This is a genomic window from Pseudomonas sp. SDO524_S393, from assembly GCF_054071875.1.
The window spans coordinates 1-15,745 of the sequence record NZ_JBSVVZ010000067.1 but is presented as its reverse complement, the minus strand read 5'-3'; the positions used below and the strand labels follow the sequence as shown (position 1 = coordinate 15,745).

Sequence of the window (15,745 nt, the reverse complement as noted above, 5' to 3'; positions counted from 1 at the left end):
GCAAGTGAAGCCGCATGTTTTTTGCAACGGGCCCCAGAACACCACCACTCTTGACCTGTGGTCAAAAGTCCTTTTCGTGTGGGACGGTTTTTCCGAAGGAACGACGGGCGGATACTCCACTCCATTGTTTACATGCCCTTGAGGAGAGATTGATGTCCATCCCTACGCAAACCGTCCCCGCTTTTGGCCTCGGCACTTTTCGCCTGCAAGGCCAGGTGGTGATCGACTCGGTCAGCACCGGCCTGGAACTGGGCTACCGCGCCATCGACACCGCGCAGATCTACGAGAATGAAGCCGACGTCGGTCAGGCCATTGCCGACAGCGGCGTACCTCGTGAAGAGCTGTTCATCACCAGCAAAATCTGGGTCGCGCATTTCGCGCAAGACCAGCTGATTCCCAGCCTGCGCGAAAGCCTGCGCAAGCTGAAAACCGACTATCTGGACCTGACCCTGATCCATTGGCCATCGCCGGAAGACCAGGTCCCCGTCGCCGAGTTCATGGGCCAGTTGCTGGAAGCCAAGCGCCTGGGCCTGACCCGTCAGATCGGCATTTCCAATTTCACTATCGACCTGATGAAACAGGCGATTGCCGCCGTCGGTGCCGAGCATATCGCGACCAACCAGATTGAGCTTCACCCCTACCTGCAAAACCGCAAGGTGGTGGAGTTCGCCACCGCCCATGGCATCCAAATCACCTCCTACATGACGCTGGCCTACGGTGAAGTACTGAAGGACCCGGTGATCCAGCAGATCGCCGAGCGCCATGGCGCCACCCCCGCACAAGTCACCCTGGCCTGGGCCATGCAGTCGGGTTACGCGGTCATTCCTTCGTCGACCCAGCGCACCAACCTGGAGAGTAATCTCAAGGCCCTGCAACTGACCTTGAGCACGGCAGACATGCAACAGATTGCCAGCCTGGAGCGTGGCCATCGGCTGACCAGCCCCAAGGGCCTCGCGCCGCAGTGGGACTAACCTCCGGCGACGGCGTTGCGGGACAGCTCCCGCAACCACGGCAACACCCGCAGGCCCGCGTTGGCCTCGGGTGGGTCGATGATGTCCATGAAGTGTTCGAGGTTGACGCTGTCCGGCACGCCCGCGAGCCTGACCAGCACCGCCGGCGTCGCACCGACGGACTCGCCCAGGTTCAGGTGGTCGTAGACCAGCACATGGCGCACCTGGGGTTGGGGCCCACTGGCATGGACGGCCAACCCGGCATTGATGATCAGCACATCGAACGGCTCGGCCGGGATGGCGGTGAGAATCCGCACCTCTTCGAAACTCTGGACCGGGACGATCCGGTGGTAGCCCAACCGGTTGAGCATCTTTTCGATATACAAGCGTTGCAGGTGCTGTTCATCGGCAATCAGGATGGTCAGTGCTTTGTTCGGCATGGCAAACCCCTGGGTAGGCAGTACTCGTCAGTGAGCGTGGCCCATTCTCCAGACATACCTCGAAGACAAAATCAGGCTTGTTCCCCCTTCATGTAGGAGTTCTCCCAAACCCTCTGAGTGGCTGTCAGCGCGGGTCAAGCCTGATTGATGTACAGCGTCAGGCTGTGCTGCAAATGGTCGATGGCCTGGGACACGGCTTCAACGGCCTCGTCCAATGCATCAGGCACCGAGCTTTCGCAGACCTCCTCCAACGCCTCGCAACAGGCGATCAGCGTATGCGCCTTGACCATGCGCGCCCCGCCCTTGGCACGGTGGGCCAGGTCATGTAGCCGAGCAAAATCTGCCTGCTGCGCCAGGGCCGGCAACAACTCACTATCCGCCGCCAGGCTGTCGAGCAGCGGTTCGAGCAGTTCCTTGAGTGCCGCACGATCATCGCCCGTCAGCGCGACCAGGGTGCTCAAGTCAAATACGGCCTGGGCTGCCGGCTCGCACACACTGGCCGTGCGCGATGCCAGGGCGGTACGCAGGTCTTCAAGCCCGGTGGGTTTGAACAGGCAACCGTCCATGCCCGCCTGCCGACAGCGCTCGGCTTCTTCCGACTGGGCATTGGCGGTGAACCCCAGCAGCAAGCAGGGTGCCCAACCCAGTTCGCGCTCACGGGCACGGATATCGCGCGCCAGTGCATAACCGTCCTTGAGGGGCATGTTGCAATCGGTGATAACCCCATCGAAGCCCCCGACCTGCCATTGCTCGAGGGCCTGGACACCGTCTTCGGCGGTCGTGATGCGATGCCCCAGGAAAGCCAACTGCCGGGCCAGCAGCAGGCGATTGGCCGGATAGTCATCCACCACCAGGATATTCAGCGTACGGGTCGAAGGGGCCGGCTGGGCCACCTCTGGAAGGCGCACAGGCGCCGTCGTGGTCAGGGCCAGCGCCAGGGTCACATCCACCCGCGTACCCTGCCCCGGCACACTGTTGAGGTGTAACTGTCCGCCCATCATTTCGCACAGGTTGCGACTGATCACCAGCCCGAGCCCGGAGCCGCTGCGCTGTGATTGCTCAGGGTTGCGACCCTGGATGAAGGGGTTGAACAAACGCTTCTGGTCCTCGGCGCTGATCCCCGGCCCCGTGTCCTCCACCCACAGACGCAGGTTCAGGTGGCCGCCAGCCAGTGCCGGCGCGCCCTGGGCGCCCAGCCGCACCTGGCCACGGGCCGTGAACTTGATGGCGTTGCCCAACAGATTCGAGACCACTTGCTTGAATCGCAACGGGTCGATCAATACCCAATGATCGATCAGCGGGTCCAGTTCCACCCGCAACGACAAACCCTTGTCCCGGGCCAGCCCTTCGAACACCCGCGCCGCAGAGGTCAGCAGCTCATGCAGATTGGCCGGTGCCAGGCTCAGGGACAGATGACCAGACTCGATTCGTGCGATATCCAGAATGTCGCCGATCAACTCCAGCATCCCCCGGGACGCCACCGATGCCACTTCCAGCGCATCCCGGTCAGCGCGGCCTTGCTCGGCGTTTTTCAAGGCCAGCTCGATCATGCCGATCACCGCATTCATGGGCGTGCGAATTTCATGGCTCATGGTCGCCAGGAACGTGGTTTTGGCGCGGTTGGCGGCATCCGCGTCCTCTTTGGCCTCGCGCAACTGCCCCAGCAACCGCTGGCGCTCGCTGACATCCACCCAGCCGGCAATCATGCCGACCACCTTCTCATCGCCGTCACGGTACGGCAGCATCCATTGGTAAATGGTCAGGACTTCTCCGCTGGGCACCTTGAGCACCCGGTCATGAATCTGCGGCTCGCCCTGCTCCATCAGCCGCAGGTAATCGGCGTGGAACGATTGGGCCTGGGGCGGGTTGCCGGTGTCGGTCTCCACCACGGTCTTGCCGATCACGTTGTCCAGCTTGAAGCCAAATACATCGAGATAAGCGTTATTGCAGGCCATCAATCGGCCCTGACGGTCACGCACGTAGATGGGGTGGGGAGTGCCGTCGATCAGCACGCTCATGAATCGCATCTGATCGCTCAACGCCCGCTCGGCCTGGGCACGTTTGCGAATCAGACTGCGCAAATAGGCTACCCAGCCCAGGGTCACCAGCAACAGCAGCGCGGCCAGGCCGAACCCTTGGATGATCACGTTGCGGTGACGCAGCCAGTAACTGTCTTCGAGGATGATGTCGCTGCGCCAACGATTGGTCAGCTCATCCATTTCTTCAGGGGCGATGCTCTGCAGCGCCTTGTCGAGGATCGAATACAGCTCCAGTTGGCTGCGGTTGACGCCAAAGGTGATGCGGGCAGGATCGGTGCCGACGGTACTGGTGATGCGCAGGTTGTCGCGATAGTGCCGCGCGATCATGTAGCGGGCGCTGATCAGCGAAATGACCGTGGCATCCGCATTCCCCCTGGCGACGGCTTCCATGGCCTGCTCGGGGTTGTCGGTATTCACGAACTCAACGCCGGGGAAGTCCCGCGCAATCTGCGCGCCCAGGCTATTGCCGCCGATAAAGGCCAGGCGCTTTCCGGGCAAATCCTCCAGCGTCACCAGGTGTTCGTCGTCGGCGCGAACCACCAGCACATAGGGATTGGACAGGTAAGGTCGGGTAAACCGGATTGTCGCGGAACGCTCGACACTGGGGGTGACCACCGCCAGCATGTCCACCTGCCCGTCGCCGACCTCCGCGATTTGCCGAGGCAACGAACTGCCCGGCTCGACATCGAACTTCAACCCGGTACGCAGGCTGATGCGCGACAGCACTTCGGCGCTGAGTCCCTCGAAATGCCCGCGCTCATCAAAGAACGACAACGGCACATACTGGTCGAGGACCGCCACTTTCACCCGAGGATTTTTCTCCAGCCAGCGTTGCTCGCTTTCGCTAAGGCGCAAACGGTCGGCCTCCAGAAAACCACCGCCGGCGCTCCAGCGGCGCAGGATTTCCATCTGTTGGTTGACCGGCACGGCAGCGAGCGCGGCATTGATGATCGCTAACAGACGGGTGTTGTCCCGAACAAAGGCAAATCCGAAAGGGTTGGCCTCCAGCGCGGAGAAATCCGCCATGCGCACATTATTCAGATGGTTTTTGTTGATCAGGTACCGCGTGCTGATGGCATCGCCCAGGTACACATCCGCCTGACCGAAAGCGACCGCGCCAATGGCTTCGAAGGTGGAGGCAAACAGCTGCAACTGTGCCCGGGGGTAAAAGGTCTGAACGGCATCCGGTTGCATGTAGTGATAGAGCATCGCCAGACGCTTGTCTGCCAGATCGGCGCTCAGCGCCTGGCTATCACCGGCTCGGGTCACCAGCACCGGCTGATCATTGGCGTAGGAGCGGGACAGCACCAGCTGGGCATCAGCGGCCTCATAACCATTGGCCGACCCCAGGAAGTCCACATCGCCGCGCTTGAGGGCTTCGATCACCTCATCACGGGTGTCATAGCACCGGACCTCTATAGCAACACCCAACGCCTGTCCCACCAACGCCGCATAGTCGGCCGTGATGCCTTCGAGTTCAGCATTGTTGTTGGTCAGGTCAAAGGGCGCGTAATCAGGCGCCGACACGCCCATCACCAGCGTGCGCCGCTCCCGTAGCCAGCGCCAATCGGCTTCTTCCAGCGTTACGTCGGGGCTTTCAAGACGAGAATGGCCCAACAGCCGCAGACTCTGCGGCGCGTCCAGGGCCGTTGCCGCACAGGGCATCAGCCCCATCAGCAGGATAGCTGTGAGGGTCAACACGCGGGGGGTGATCACGTCGGGTCAGATCAGATGATTGCGCTGGGCGAACTTGGACAAATGCACCACCGAAGACATGTGCAGCTTCTCCTTGAGCCGCGTCTTGTAGGTGCTGATGGTTTTGTGACTCAGCAACATCTGCTCGGCGATTTCCTTGTTGCCCAGGCCCAGAGCGAGCATCTGCAACACGGTCAACTCGCGGTCCGACAGCGATTCCACCAACGCCACCTCGGTGGTCTGCAGGTCATCACGGCGCACCGAACTGGTCGGCAGGCTGGGGAAACAACTGTAGTTGGACATGACCGCCTTGATCGCCTTTTGCAACTCGTCCAGCTCACCGGTCTTGGCCACGAACCCCATGGCCCCGGCACGCATGCAACGGGTGGAAAAGAACACCGCCAGATACGAGGTGAGCACCAGGATCTTGCAGGTCAGGCCCAGCGCCTTGATTCGGCTGATGACTTCCAGGCCGCCCAACTTGGGCATCGCCAGATCGAGAATCACCAGGTCGGGGCGCTCCTCGCGAGCCAACTGCATGGCGTCGGCGCCATTGCCCGCTTCGAAGATCTCGTTGAAACCTTCCTGCTTCAAGAGATACCGGACGGTAGCGCGGATAAAAGGATGATCATCCACAATTAACGCTTTGCTCATAAGTCTCCCCTGGGAGGATCAATACGCTTACATATCACGCGGGGTTCGGCTACCTGTGAAAAGTGACAGTTCCGACAAGCGGTACGAATCAATCTCCTCGACTTATCAGGCAGTCCTAGTCCCCTCTTATTGAAAAAACAGCCATCACTTAACGCCGCACTTGGGTTTCCGGGCAGGCACAAGCGCACAACCTTAACAATGGAATGTGCTTTCAACTGAAGGGATAGTCCCGAATACATGTAGGATTTTTCCTCACGTAGCGCATTTCAGCTTGCGCACGCCAGAATCAAACCCGGGATCACTCCGTGGTGCTGGGGCTCCAGAATGCCTGGACCACCAGCGTCGACATGGAGATCCGCGCCACCAACGCATCCAGCTCGTCGCCATCCACCGATGTCACCGCCAGGGTAGCCTCGATTTCCACTTCCTCGCTGCCAAAGGGGCGTACATCGACATCGCTGGCCGGGTAGTTGCACCGCGCCAGTTCGGCTTCCAGCAGGGCCAGTACAGCCTTTTGCTGGGTGCGCCGGGCGATGACATACAGAATGTTGGTGACCTCCGCCGACACCACGTCCAGGGGCTGACGGTTGATATTGTTGACGATCGGTCGCAGCAAGGTATTGGCGGCCAGCACGAACAGCGTGCCCAGCAGCGCTTCGAGGATCAGGTCGGCACCGGCGCAGGCCCCTACCGCTGCCGAGGCCCAGAGGGTGGCGGCAGTGTTGAGCCCGCGCACGTTGCCTTCTTCACGCATGATCACGCCCGCGCCAAGAAAACCGATACCCGATACCACATAGGCGACCACCCGCACCGCGCCTTCCGCACCGCCCAGACGGTAGGCCATGTCGACGAAGATCGCCGCCCCTACCGCCACCAATACGTTGGTGCGCAAGCCTGCCGTGCGCTGGCGGTACTGGCGCTCGAAACCGATCAGCCCCCCGAGGATGAACGCAGCGGTGAGGCTGACCAGAGTGTCGATCAGCGAATTGAGGTTGATATTGTTGATTGCTTGCATGGGCTGCTCCTTTGATCTTGCCGCTCAACCGCTCCAGACGGTGTTACTGCCAGCCGAACTTGCGAATGTAAAAACCCTTCACCGCCTGGGTCAGTCCCATGTAGGCCAGCAGGATCACCGGCAGGAACACGAAGTACAGCGACGGCAGTGCCTGCAACTTGAAGTAATGCGCCAGCGGCCCCATCGGCAGGAAAATCCCCACGGCCATGATCACGCCCGTCATCACCATCAACGGCAGCGCCGCACGGCTTTGCAGGAACGGAATTTTCGGGGTACGGATCATGTGCACGATCAGCGTCTGGGTCAGCAACCCCACCACGAACCAGCCGGATTGAAACAGGGTCTGGTGGTCCGGTGTGTTGGCATCGAACACATACCACATGAGTGCGAACGTAGTGATGTCGAAGATCGAACTGATCGGCCCGAAGAACACCATGAAGCGCCCCACATCCCCCGGCTGCCAGCGCTGCGGCTTGGCGAGCATGTCCGCATCGACGTTGTCGAACGGAATCGCGATCTGGGAAATGTCATACAGCAGGTTTTGCACCAGCAGGTGCATCGGCAGCATCGGCAGGAACGGAATGAACGCGCTGGCCACCAGCACCGAGAACACATTGCCGAAGTTGGAGCTGGCGGTCATCTTGATGTACTTGAGCATGTTGGCGAAGGTACGCCGGCCTTCCAGCACGCCCTCCTCCAGGATCATCAGGCTCTTTTCCAGCAGGATGATGTCGGCCGCTTCCTTGGCGATATCCACTGCACTGTCCACCGAAATACCGATATCGGCGGTGCGCAGCGCCGGTGCGTCGTTGATGCCATCGCCCATGAACCCCACCACATGCCCGTTGGCCTTGAGCAGACGCACAATGCGTTCCTTGTGGGACGGCGTCAGCTTGGCGAACACATTGGTGGTCTCCACCGCCTTGGCCAGCTCGGCGTCGGTCATGTCCTCGATGTCATTGCCCATCAGCAGACCTTGTTGCTCCAGACCGACTTCGCGGCAGATCTTGGCGGTGACCAGTTCGTTGTCGCCGGTCAGCACCTTGACTGCCACACCGTGGGCCTTCAGGGCTTTGAGGGCTGGCGCGGTGCTTTCCTTGGGTGGATCGAGGAAGGCGACATAGCCGATCAGCGTGAGGTCACGCTCATCCGCCAGGCTATAGGTGTCGCGGCCCGGCGCCATCGGTTGGGCAGCCACGGCCACCACGCGCAGGCCCTCTTCGTTGAAGGCCGCGGTCACCTGACGAATGCGCGCCAGCAGCTCATCGGTGAGCGCTTCGTTGCTATCGCCGTGACGCACGTTGTTGCACACCGAGAGGATTTCCTCCACGGCGCCCTTGCAGATCAGCAGATGCGGCAAACCTTCCTGGGCCACCACCACCGACATGCGGCGGCGGTTGAAGTCGAACGGAATCTCATCGACCTTCTGGAATGCGGTGCCCACTTTCAGCTCGCGGTGCACTTCTACGTGTTCGAGCACCGCCACATCCAGCAGATTCTTCAGGCCGGTCTGGTAGTAGCTGTTGAGATAGGCCATTTCCAGCACGTCGTCGGACTCTTCGCCCCACACATCCACGTGGCGCGCGAGGAAAATCTTGTCCTGGGTCAGGGTGCCGGTCTTGTCGGTGCACAGTACATCCATGGCGCCGAAGTTCTGGATCGCATCCAGGCGCTTGACGATGACCTTCTTGCGCGACAGGAACACCGCGCCCTTGGCCAAGGTCGAGGTGACGATCATCGGCAGCATTTCAGGGGTCAGGCCCACGGCGATCGACAGTGCGAACAGCAGCGCTTCGGTCCAGTCACCCTTGGTGAACCCGTTGATGAACAGCACCAGCGGCGCCATGACGAACATGAAGCGAATCAGCAGCCAGCTGACTTTGTTGACGCCATGCTGAAACGAGGTGGTCGCACGGTCCGTGGCCGTCACACGCTGGGCCAATGCGCCGAAATAGGTGCTGTTGCCGGTGGTCAGGATCACCGCCGTCGCCGCGCCGGACACCACGTTGGTGCCCATGAACAGAATATTGTCCAGATCCAGCGGGTTGCGGGTGCTGGCGTCCTGCTGCTGGGCAAATTTCTCCACCGGCATCGATTCACCGGTCATCGCCGCCTGGCTGACGAACAGGTCCTTGGCGCTGAGCACGCGGCAATCGGCGGGAATCATGTCCCCAGCGGACAGGACGATGAGGTCGCCCGGCACCAATTGCTTGATCGGCAATTCGATGCGCTTGGCCTCATCGCGGCGCAACACCGTGGCCGTGTTGCTCACCATGGCTTTCAAGGCATCGGCAGCCTTGTTGGACTTGGCCTCCTGCCAAAAGCGCAGCAGCGTCGACAGCACCACCATGGAGAAAATCACCGTGGCGGCTTTGATGTCTTCAGTCAGCCAGGAGATTACAGCCAGCAGAGTCAGCAGCAGGTTGAACGGGTTTTTGTAGCAATGCCACAGGTGCACCCACCACGGCAGCGGCTGCTCATGCTCGACTTCGTTGAGACCGTATTGCACGCGCAGGGCGTCGGCTTCCTGGGGGGTCAAGCCTTCGGCGTGGCTGCCCAGGGTGTCGAGCAATTGCGCGGCACTGCTGTTCGCCGAGGTCACCAGGGTTTGCGCCAGCGTCGGTGGCACTTCGCGGCTGACGCTGGCGTCGGTCACGGTGTCGAGCATCGCCAGACGGCGGAAATGCCGGGCGATGTGCCGGGTCCGCAGGAAGCCGGCAAAAAACTCTTTGAGCAGAGTGAGGTTCATGGTGTTACTCCTGCGCGAGGAAAAAACCGTCGTGCAGGTACTGCCCATCCGCACCGCGCCTGTCACACAGGCACAGCCGGCTTGGCCCGCCCACCGCAAACGGCAGGCGCGTCCGTAGCATCCCGAGGGTGAGCCGGGTGCTGGTCAGCGTCGATGAGAGGGATCGGGCAGGTGCCAGGACTGGCCGCTGCCGGGATGCCGCTTCTCGCGATTAGTGGCGAGACAACGGCATCGGAAGAATGCGCGTTACCTTGCCAAGCCTGTGCCGGTTACCGAAACCGGCCGACTACTGTCACTCGAACAAGTACCCACTGAGGGTCTCCGCTATTGATGAAAACGCGCGAAGCTTACGCCCCGACGATAAGAGAGTAAACCGTAGGAAAGTTTCCGTAAGGGGAATAAGAGGATTCTTCAGGATGGGTTCAGGAAGGTGCATCCACTTGATCTCGCGGGACCAGCGTCAGGTAATCACCCTCCGGCTGACCGATCGTTCCCACGCTCCGCGTGGAAACGCATCCTGTGACGCTCCGCGTCACGACTTCAAAAGCGGACGCGGAGCGTCCAGGGCGGTATTCCCACGCGGAGCGTGGGAACAATCAAATTCGCAAGTCTGAATTAATTTAAAGTGATGAGCCGGCTCGCCGGTACCTGCAGCATTCAATCATCCCGCGTCAGCACTTCCAGCAACTCGATCTCAAAGCGCAGGTCGCTGTCGGGCTTGATATGCGCGCCCATCGACCGCTCGCCATAGGCCAGATGCGCCGGCACGAACAGCGTGCGCACACCGCCCACCTGCATGCCCATCAAGCCCTGGTCCCAGCCCTTGATCACACGCCCGGTGCCGATCACACACTGGAACGGCTTGCCGCGCTCCCAGGACGAATCGAACACCGTGCCATCTTCCAGGGTGCCGGTGTATTGAGTGGTGATCAGTGCGCCTTTGACCACGGTCTTGCCGGTGCCCAGGCGGATGTCGGTGATTTGCAGTTCTTTGGTGCTCATGGACTTCTCGTTGACAGCGTAAGGGCTCCGGTTTTCCCAGAACAAGGTGGCTTTGGCAAGTCCCTGTGGCGAGCAGGCTTGCTGCCGAGAAACGGCAGGACCTTTAAAACCACCGCCAGAACCGGCTCCAGAACCCCTTGCCCAGATCATCCTTGCACCCGGCATATTGCGCTGCATACATCTGCGAGCGCGCCTGCACCTTACTGGCCACCGGCGGCAGCCAGGCCTTGGCGGCATAGGTACGCTGGCGGTAGCCGCCCCAGCCTTCGTGGTAGTTCAGGTACTGACCGTAAGCGTCGTATTTGTAGACGCCGTTGATGCTGTAGGTCTTGTCCATGTACCAGCCGACGAAGTCGATGGCGTCGTCAAAGTCCTGGCGACTGGCGCCGCTGCGACCGGTACTTTTGCGGTAGTCGCTCCACACTTCATCCTTGGCCTGGGCGTAGCCGGCGGCGCTGGAGACACGGCCCCAGGGGATGATCCACAGCAGGTATTTGCGTGGGGCCAGGGCGTCCTGGTGGAAGCCGGATTCCTGATACATGATGGCGAACGGCACCTGGATCGGCACGCCCCAGCGTTTTTGCGTGACTTTGGCGGCTTCGTACCAATCGTCCTTTTCACGGAAGATGCCGCACAGGTCATTCGGCGTGCGTGGCGGCGAGGTGCCGCACGCCGCCAGCAGTGAAGACAGTAACAACAGCCCGACAACTTTGCCTGCGCTCAAGGTGCACCTTTGCGAGATACGCGTAAAAGGCCGGCAGTTTACGCGCGCATCAAAGCGAATGGCGATGTGTCATGCCATTGTTTTGATGACCGCCGTGACTTCCAGTTCGAGCATCCCCCCGCTCGGCAACCCCGCCACCCCCACCGCCGAACGCGCATGCCGGCCCTGCTCGCCGAACACATCGATCAACACCTGGGAGGCGCCGTCGACCACTTTGGAAAAACTCTGGAAACCTTCCCCGCCGTACACAAAGCCCCGCACAAACAGAATACGTTCGACGTTCTCAAGGCCCACCGCCTGGTCCAGCACGCTCAAGGCGCGCAACGCGCAGGTTTGCCCGGCCTGCAAAACCTGCTGCGGCGAAGTCTGTTCCGTCACCGGCCCGCTGATCACGCTGTCGCCCAGCCGGCACACTTGCCCGCTTACATACGCCACCCCGCCATGAAGCGTCACGGGCACATAATCGCCCTTGGGACCCGGCGCGTCCGGCAGTTGCAGCCCCAGGGCGCTGATCCGTTCACGAATGCTCATGCGTGCTCCTCAACGAAGGCCACCGGCCCACCCAACCAGCACCCCCGCACCTGCCCGGCTTCATCCCGACGGAAGCGCAACGAAATCTGCGAGGGTCGCCCCATCGCCCGGCCCTGGCGGATATGCACGGGTCGGTCATCGGCCGTCACCAGGCCGTTTTCCAGCAGACCGAACGTCAGCGCTGCCGCCGCGATACCGGTGGCGGCGTCTTCGGGGTAGCCCGAAGACTTGGGAAATTGCCGCGCATCGAACTGGCGGCCCTCAAGGTCCGACGGCGCGTAGGGGTACAAGCCGGTGGAACCGATGCGCTCGCAAAGTTGCTCCATTCGCCGATAGTCAGGCTTGAGGCTGTCGAGCACCGCCACACTCTTCAAGGCCACCAGGGTTTTGACACGACTGGTGCACGCGTTCTGGATCGGCAGCGGCGCCAGCTCATTGGAGGAGATGCCCAGCACAGACAGGATTTCGGCCTCGACCTGTGGGTCACTCAAGGTCTGCACCTGGCCTTTGGGCTGGCTGATCTCCACCTGGATCTGCGGCGTGCCGGCATCGATCACCCGCGCGTCGACGCGCCCGCTGAGGGTCCACAGCGCCAGCCGGTCCTTGTGCAGCATGCCCAGTTGGTCCAGCAGCCAGACGGCCCCCACAGTGGCGTGACCGCATATTTCCATCTCGTGGTTGGGCACCCAGAAACGCAGGGCAAAATCAAAATCGCTGTCCGCCGGCGCGGCGAATACAAAGCCGCACTCATGCCCGTAATCACGGGCGACCTGCTGCATGTCGGCGTCGCTCATACCGTCCGCCACGGCCACGGTGGGGGCCGGGTTGCCGCCACGGGGGGTGGCGGGAAACACATTGACCAGATGAACCTCGGGCGTCATTTAACCTCTCCCTTGAGGGTGGAAACAGTCGGCGCCACAGCGTCGACGATGGTGTTGGTGTAGACCTGTTGCGGGTCGAGTGTCACAGGGTCGTTTTCGACGGCGTTCATGAAGCTGATATTTTTCTCGACGCCCTCCCTTTCAACCCGTGGCGTGGCCGGGTAGGACGGCAACGAGGCAGTCCAGGCGGCATCGAAGATGGCCTTGTCGGTGTGGGCGAAGTATGGGCGTACCGACTCACGGGCCTGGTCCGGCGCGGTGGCGATCAGATGCTCGGCCTTCCAGATCGCACGCACCAGTTTTTCGGCAGTGGCCTTGTTGCTGCTCAGCCAGTCTTCGCGGGCAATCATCGCGGTGAACAAGAAACCATTCAGTGGTTTGTATTCACCCTTGGCCAGGTCCATCAACACAAACCCGCCCTGCTGGGCGGCAGTGGTCACCGTGGGTGGCGACAGCGAAAAACCATTGATGCTCCCCTGGGAAAACGCCGCCAGCATGTTCGGCGCACCGCCGATCGGCATGATGGTGAAGTCTTTGTCCGGGTTCAGGCCGGCATCCTTGGCCAGGTAACGCACCAGCATATCGGTGGTGCTGCCGGGCCCGGTCACGCCGATCTTCAAGCCTTTGAGCGCCTGGGCACGGGCCGCCACGGGGGATGTGGCCGACACACCGGCCTTGCGCGCCGAGTCGCCGTCGATCACCACGGTACTGCCGAACTGGGTTTGCACGGCGGCAAAGGCCTGCACGTTCTGGCCTTTGGTACGGGCACGCACCGCCACCGCGGGCAGACCGACGTAGGCGTCGGCATCACGCCCGAGCACCGCTGTCAGCGCCGCCGAACCGCCCTTTTGGAACACGATCACTTCTACATTCAGGCCCTCTTCGGCGAAATAACCCTGCTTCTGCGCGACGTAGATCGGCACATACAGGAAGCCTTCGCTGGGGAATGCGAGGGTGACTTTGGTGAGGTCCTGGGCCTGGGCAACGGGCAGGAACGAAGCGCACAACAGACTGGCAATCACGAAACGCTTAAGCATGATCAATCTCCACAACCAAGGGGGGGTTAAACCGCGACTTCACGTTCTGCTTCGTTGGCTTTCCACGGCATCAGCCTGCTCTCGGCCAGCTTCACCGCCGTGTTCAGAATCAGGGCCAGGGCGATGATGCCCACCAGCGCGGCAAACACTCCGGCAGTGTCGAATTGCGATGCCGCATCCGACAGCAGATAACCCAGGCCACGGTTGGCGGCGATGATCTCGCCCACCAGCGCACCGATCAGTGCATAAGGCACCGACAGACGCAGGCCGGTGAACACCCAGGTGAATGCCGAGGGGATCACCACCATGGTCAGCAGGTCGCGCTCCTTGGCGCCCATCAGGCGCAGGATGGTCAGTTGCTCGCGGGACACGTTGCGCACGCCGCTGTAGGTGTTGAGGAACACCAGGAAGAACACCACCGCGGCGGTGAGGATGACTTTCATCGGCAAGCCGATGCCGAACCAGAGGATGAACAGCGGCGCCAGCGCCACTTTCGGCAAGCTGTAGAACGCGGTCAGAAAAGGATCGAGCAGGTCGGCCAGCCACTTGGCGCGACCGAGTACGAGACCCGCGACCAAGCCCGCCAGAGAACCGAAGAAAAAGCCGAGCACCGCCTCCAGCGTGGTGATGCCGGCGTGGTAGAAAAACACCCCGTTGAGCAGGATTTTCCACAAACTTTGCGCCACTGCCGAGGGGCGGCTGATAAAGAATTCCACGCCAAACCAGCGCGACACGCCCTCCCACAGAAGCATCAGGAACACGAGAAACAGCAAGCGATAAACCTGGATCATACGACCTCCAGCGAGTGAGCCAATGAAGAGGGGTCAGCAGCACCGGCTACATCCGGTGCCAGACGCTTCCAGAGTTCGGCGCAGAGTTCCACGTAGCGCGGATCCGAGCGCAGCTGCACCAGGTTGCGTTCACCTTCGAGGGGAATGTCCAACACATGATCGATAGTGCCGGGGCGACCGGCGAACACCACGCAGCGATCGGCCAGGGCAATCGCCTCGTCGACGTCATGGGTCACGAACAACACGGTCTTGTTGAGCTTGCGGCACAGGCGCAGCAGTTCGGTCTGCAAGGTCAGGCGCATTTGTGCGTCGAGGGCGCCGAAGGGTTCGTCCATCAGCAAGGTTTCCGGGTCGCTCGCCATCAAGCGCGCCATGGCCGCACGCTTGCGCATGCCGCCGGAAAGCTGGTTGGGGTAGCTTTCACCGAAACCGCTGAGGCCCACCAGGGCCATCAGTTCCTCGACCCGTGCCTCGATCTCGGCCTTGGGCACGCGGCGAATCTGCAACGGCACGGCGATGTTGCCGGCGACCGTGCGCCACGGCAGCAAATGGTCCGCCTGGGTCATGTAGCCGACCCGTGTGTTCACGCCTCTGACTTCAGCGCCGTCGTAATGCACTTCGCCGATCGTCGGGCCGAACAACCCGGCGGTCATGTTGAGCAAGGTGGACTTGCCGCAGCCCGATGGGCCGACCAGGGTAATGATTTCGCCGCGCTGGACCTCCAGCGATACATTGCGCACGGCCACGAACGCGCGGCCCTCGACTTTGAAGCTTTTTTGCACGCCCGAAAAACGGATAAAGGGTTTTGCGCTCACCGCCCCTCCTCGCCCGGTCGACCGGACTTGTTTGTTGTTGGTGAGCAGAGGATGAACGGATGACAGATTTGCGGCGCACGGAATCGGGCCGGATCACGCGCGGGATTGGGCCATCGCGCCGGGCACTTTCTCACCAGCGATAGAGATCCAATGTGGGAGCGGGCTTGCCCGCGAAGGCGGCGGCACTGCCGACACAGATGCCACCTGACCCACCGCTTTCGCAGCCTCGCTGGGGCTCGACAGCTCCCACAGAGGACTTGCTGTGTCTGGAAAAAACACTGTCAGCAGGGCCATCGCGCCGGGCGCTTTCTTGCCAGCGATAGAGATCCAATGTGGGAGCGGGCTTGCCCGCGAAGGCGGCGGCACTGCCGACACAGATGCCACCTGACCCACCGCTTTCGCAGCCTCGCCGTGGCTCGACA

The 15,745-nt window shown here is 61.5% G+C and carries 13 protein-coding genes; 1 reads left to right on the top strand and 12 read right to left on the bottom strand.

Annotated elements, in window-relative coordinates:
- Positions 1 to 152 precede the first annotated feature (152 nt).
- The gene (gene dkgB, locus ACW9IB_RS23955) at positions 153 to 971 is read left to right on the top strand and encodes a 2,5-didehydrogluconate reductase DkgB (RefSeq protein WP_457415761.1); all 819 of its coding nucleotides are present in this window, start codon (positions 153 to 155) and stop codon (positions 969 to 971) included.
- Here dkgB and ACW9IB_RS23950 read toward each other — a convergent pair.
- The 12 genes from ACW9IB_RS23950 to ACW9IB_RS23895 form a co-directional block, all read right to left on the bottom strand.
- A complete protein-coding gene (locus tag ACW9IB_RS23950; RefSeq protein ID WP_457366887.1) occupies positions 968 to 1,390 on the bottom strand; it encodes a chemotaxis protein CheY in 423 nt (140 codons plus the stop codon). The genes dkgB and ACW9IB_RS23950 overlap by 4 nt on opposite strands.
- Positions 1,391 to 1,524: 134 nt before the next feature.
- Positions 1,525 to 5,145 carry a transporter substrate-binding domain-containing protein gene (locus ACW9IB_RS23945; RefSeq protein WP_457415759.1) on the bottom strand — a complete coding sequence of 1,207 codons (3,621 nt, stop codon included), beginning with the start codon at positions 5,143 to 5,145 and terminating at the stop codon, positions 1,525 to 1,527.
- Between the two features lie 6 nt (positions 5,146 to 5,151).
- Positions 5,152 to 5,778, bottom strand: a complete 627-nt coding sequence (locus tag ACW9IB_RS23940; RefSeq protein ID WP_457415757.1) for a response regulator — start codon at positions 5,776 to 5,778, stop codon at positions 5,152 to 5,154.
- Positions 5,779 to 6,076: 298 nt separating this feature from the next.
- On the bottom strand, positions 6,077 to 6,793 hold the full coding sequence (locus ACW9IB_RS23935; protein ID WP_457366890.1) for an MgtC/SapB family protein: 717 nt from the start codon (positions 6,791 to 6,793) through the stop codon (positions 6,077 to 6,079).
- A 43-nt stretch (positions 6,794 to 6,836) separates the two neighbouring features.
- Positions 6,837 to 9,542, bottom strand: a complete 2,706-nt coding sequence (gene mgtA / locus ACW9IB_RS23930) for a magnesium-translocating P-type ATPase (protein WP_457415756.1) — start codon at positions 9,540 to 9,542, stop codon at positions 6,837 to 6,839.
- 657 nt (positions 9,543 to 10,199) lie between these two features.
- Positions 10,200 to 10,544 (bottom strand): FKBP-type peptidyl-prolyl cis-trans isomerase, encoded by a 345-nt coding sequence (locus ACW9IB_RS23925; RefSeq protein WP_457366892.1) that lies wholly within the window; start codon positions 10,542 to 10,544, stop codon positions 10,200 to 10,202.
- A gap of 103 nt (positions 10,545 to 10,647) precedes the next feature.
- Positions 10,648 to 11,268 carry a transglycosylase SLT domain-containing protein gene (locus tag ACW9IB_RS23920; protein WP_457366893.1) on the bottom strand — a complete coding sequence of 207 codons (621 nt, stop codon included), beginning with the start codon at positions 11,266 to 11,268 and terminating at the stop codon, positions 10,648 to 10,650.
- Between the two features lie 69 nt (positions 11,269 to 11,337).
- Positions 11,338 to 11,799: a RidA family protein gene (locus ACW9IB_RS23915; RefSeq protein ID WP_457415755.1), complete on the bottom strand. Its 462-nt coding sequence runs from the start codon at positions 11,797 to 11,799 to the stop codon at positions 11,338 to 11,340.
- Positions 11,796 to 12,680 (bottom strand): PhzF family phenazine biosynthesis protein, encoded by an 885-nt coding sequence (locus ACW9IB_RS23910; protein ID WP_457415753.1) that lies wholly within the window; start codon positions 12,678 to 12,680, stop codon positions 11,796 to 11,798. The genes ACW9IB_RS23915 and ACW9IB_RS23910 overlap by 4 nt, the downstream gene beginning before the upstream one ends.
- On the bottom strand, positions 12,677 to 13,717 hold the full coding sequence (locus ACW9IB_RS23905; RefSeq protein ID WP_457366896.1) for an ABC transporter substrate-binding protein: 1,041 nt from the start codon (positions 13,715 to 13,717) through the stop codon (positions 12,677 to 12,679). The genes ACW9IB_RS23910 and ACW9IB_RS23905 overlap by 4 nt, the downstream gene beginning before the upstream one ends.
- Before the next feature lie 26 nt (positions 13,718 to 13,743).
- Positions 13,744 to 14,508, bottom strand: coding sequence for an ABC transporter permease (locus ACW9IB_RS23900; protein WP_457366897.1), 765 nt, complete (start codon positions 14,506 to 14,508; stop codon positions 13,744 to 13,746).
- Positions 14,505 to 15,323, bottom strand: a complete 819-nt coding sequence (locus ACW9IB_RS23895; protein WP_457415751.1) for an ABC transporter ATP-binding protein — start codon at positions 15,321 to 15,323, stop codon at positions 14,505 to 14,507. The genes ACW9IB_RS23900 and ACW9IB_RS23895 overlap by 4 nt, the downstream gene beginning before the upstream one ends.
- Between the last annotated feature and the right edge of the window lie 422 nt (positions 15,324 to 15,745).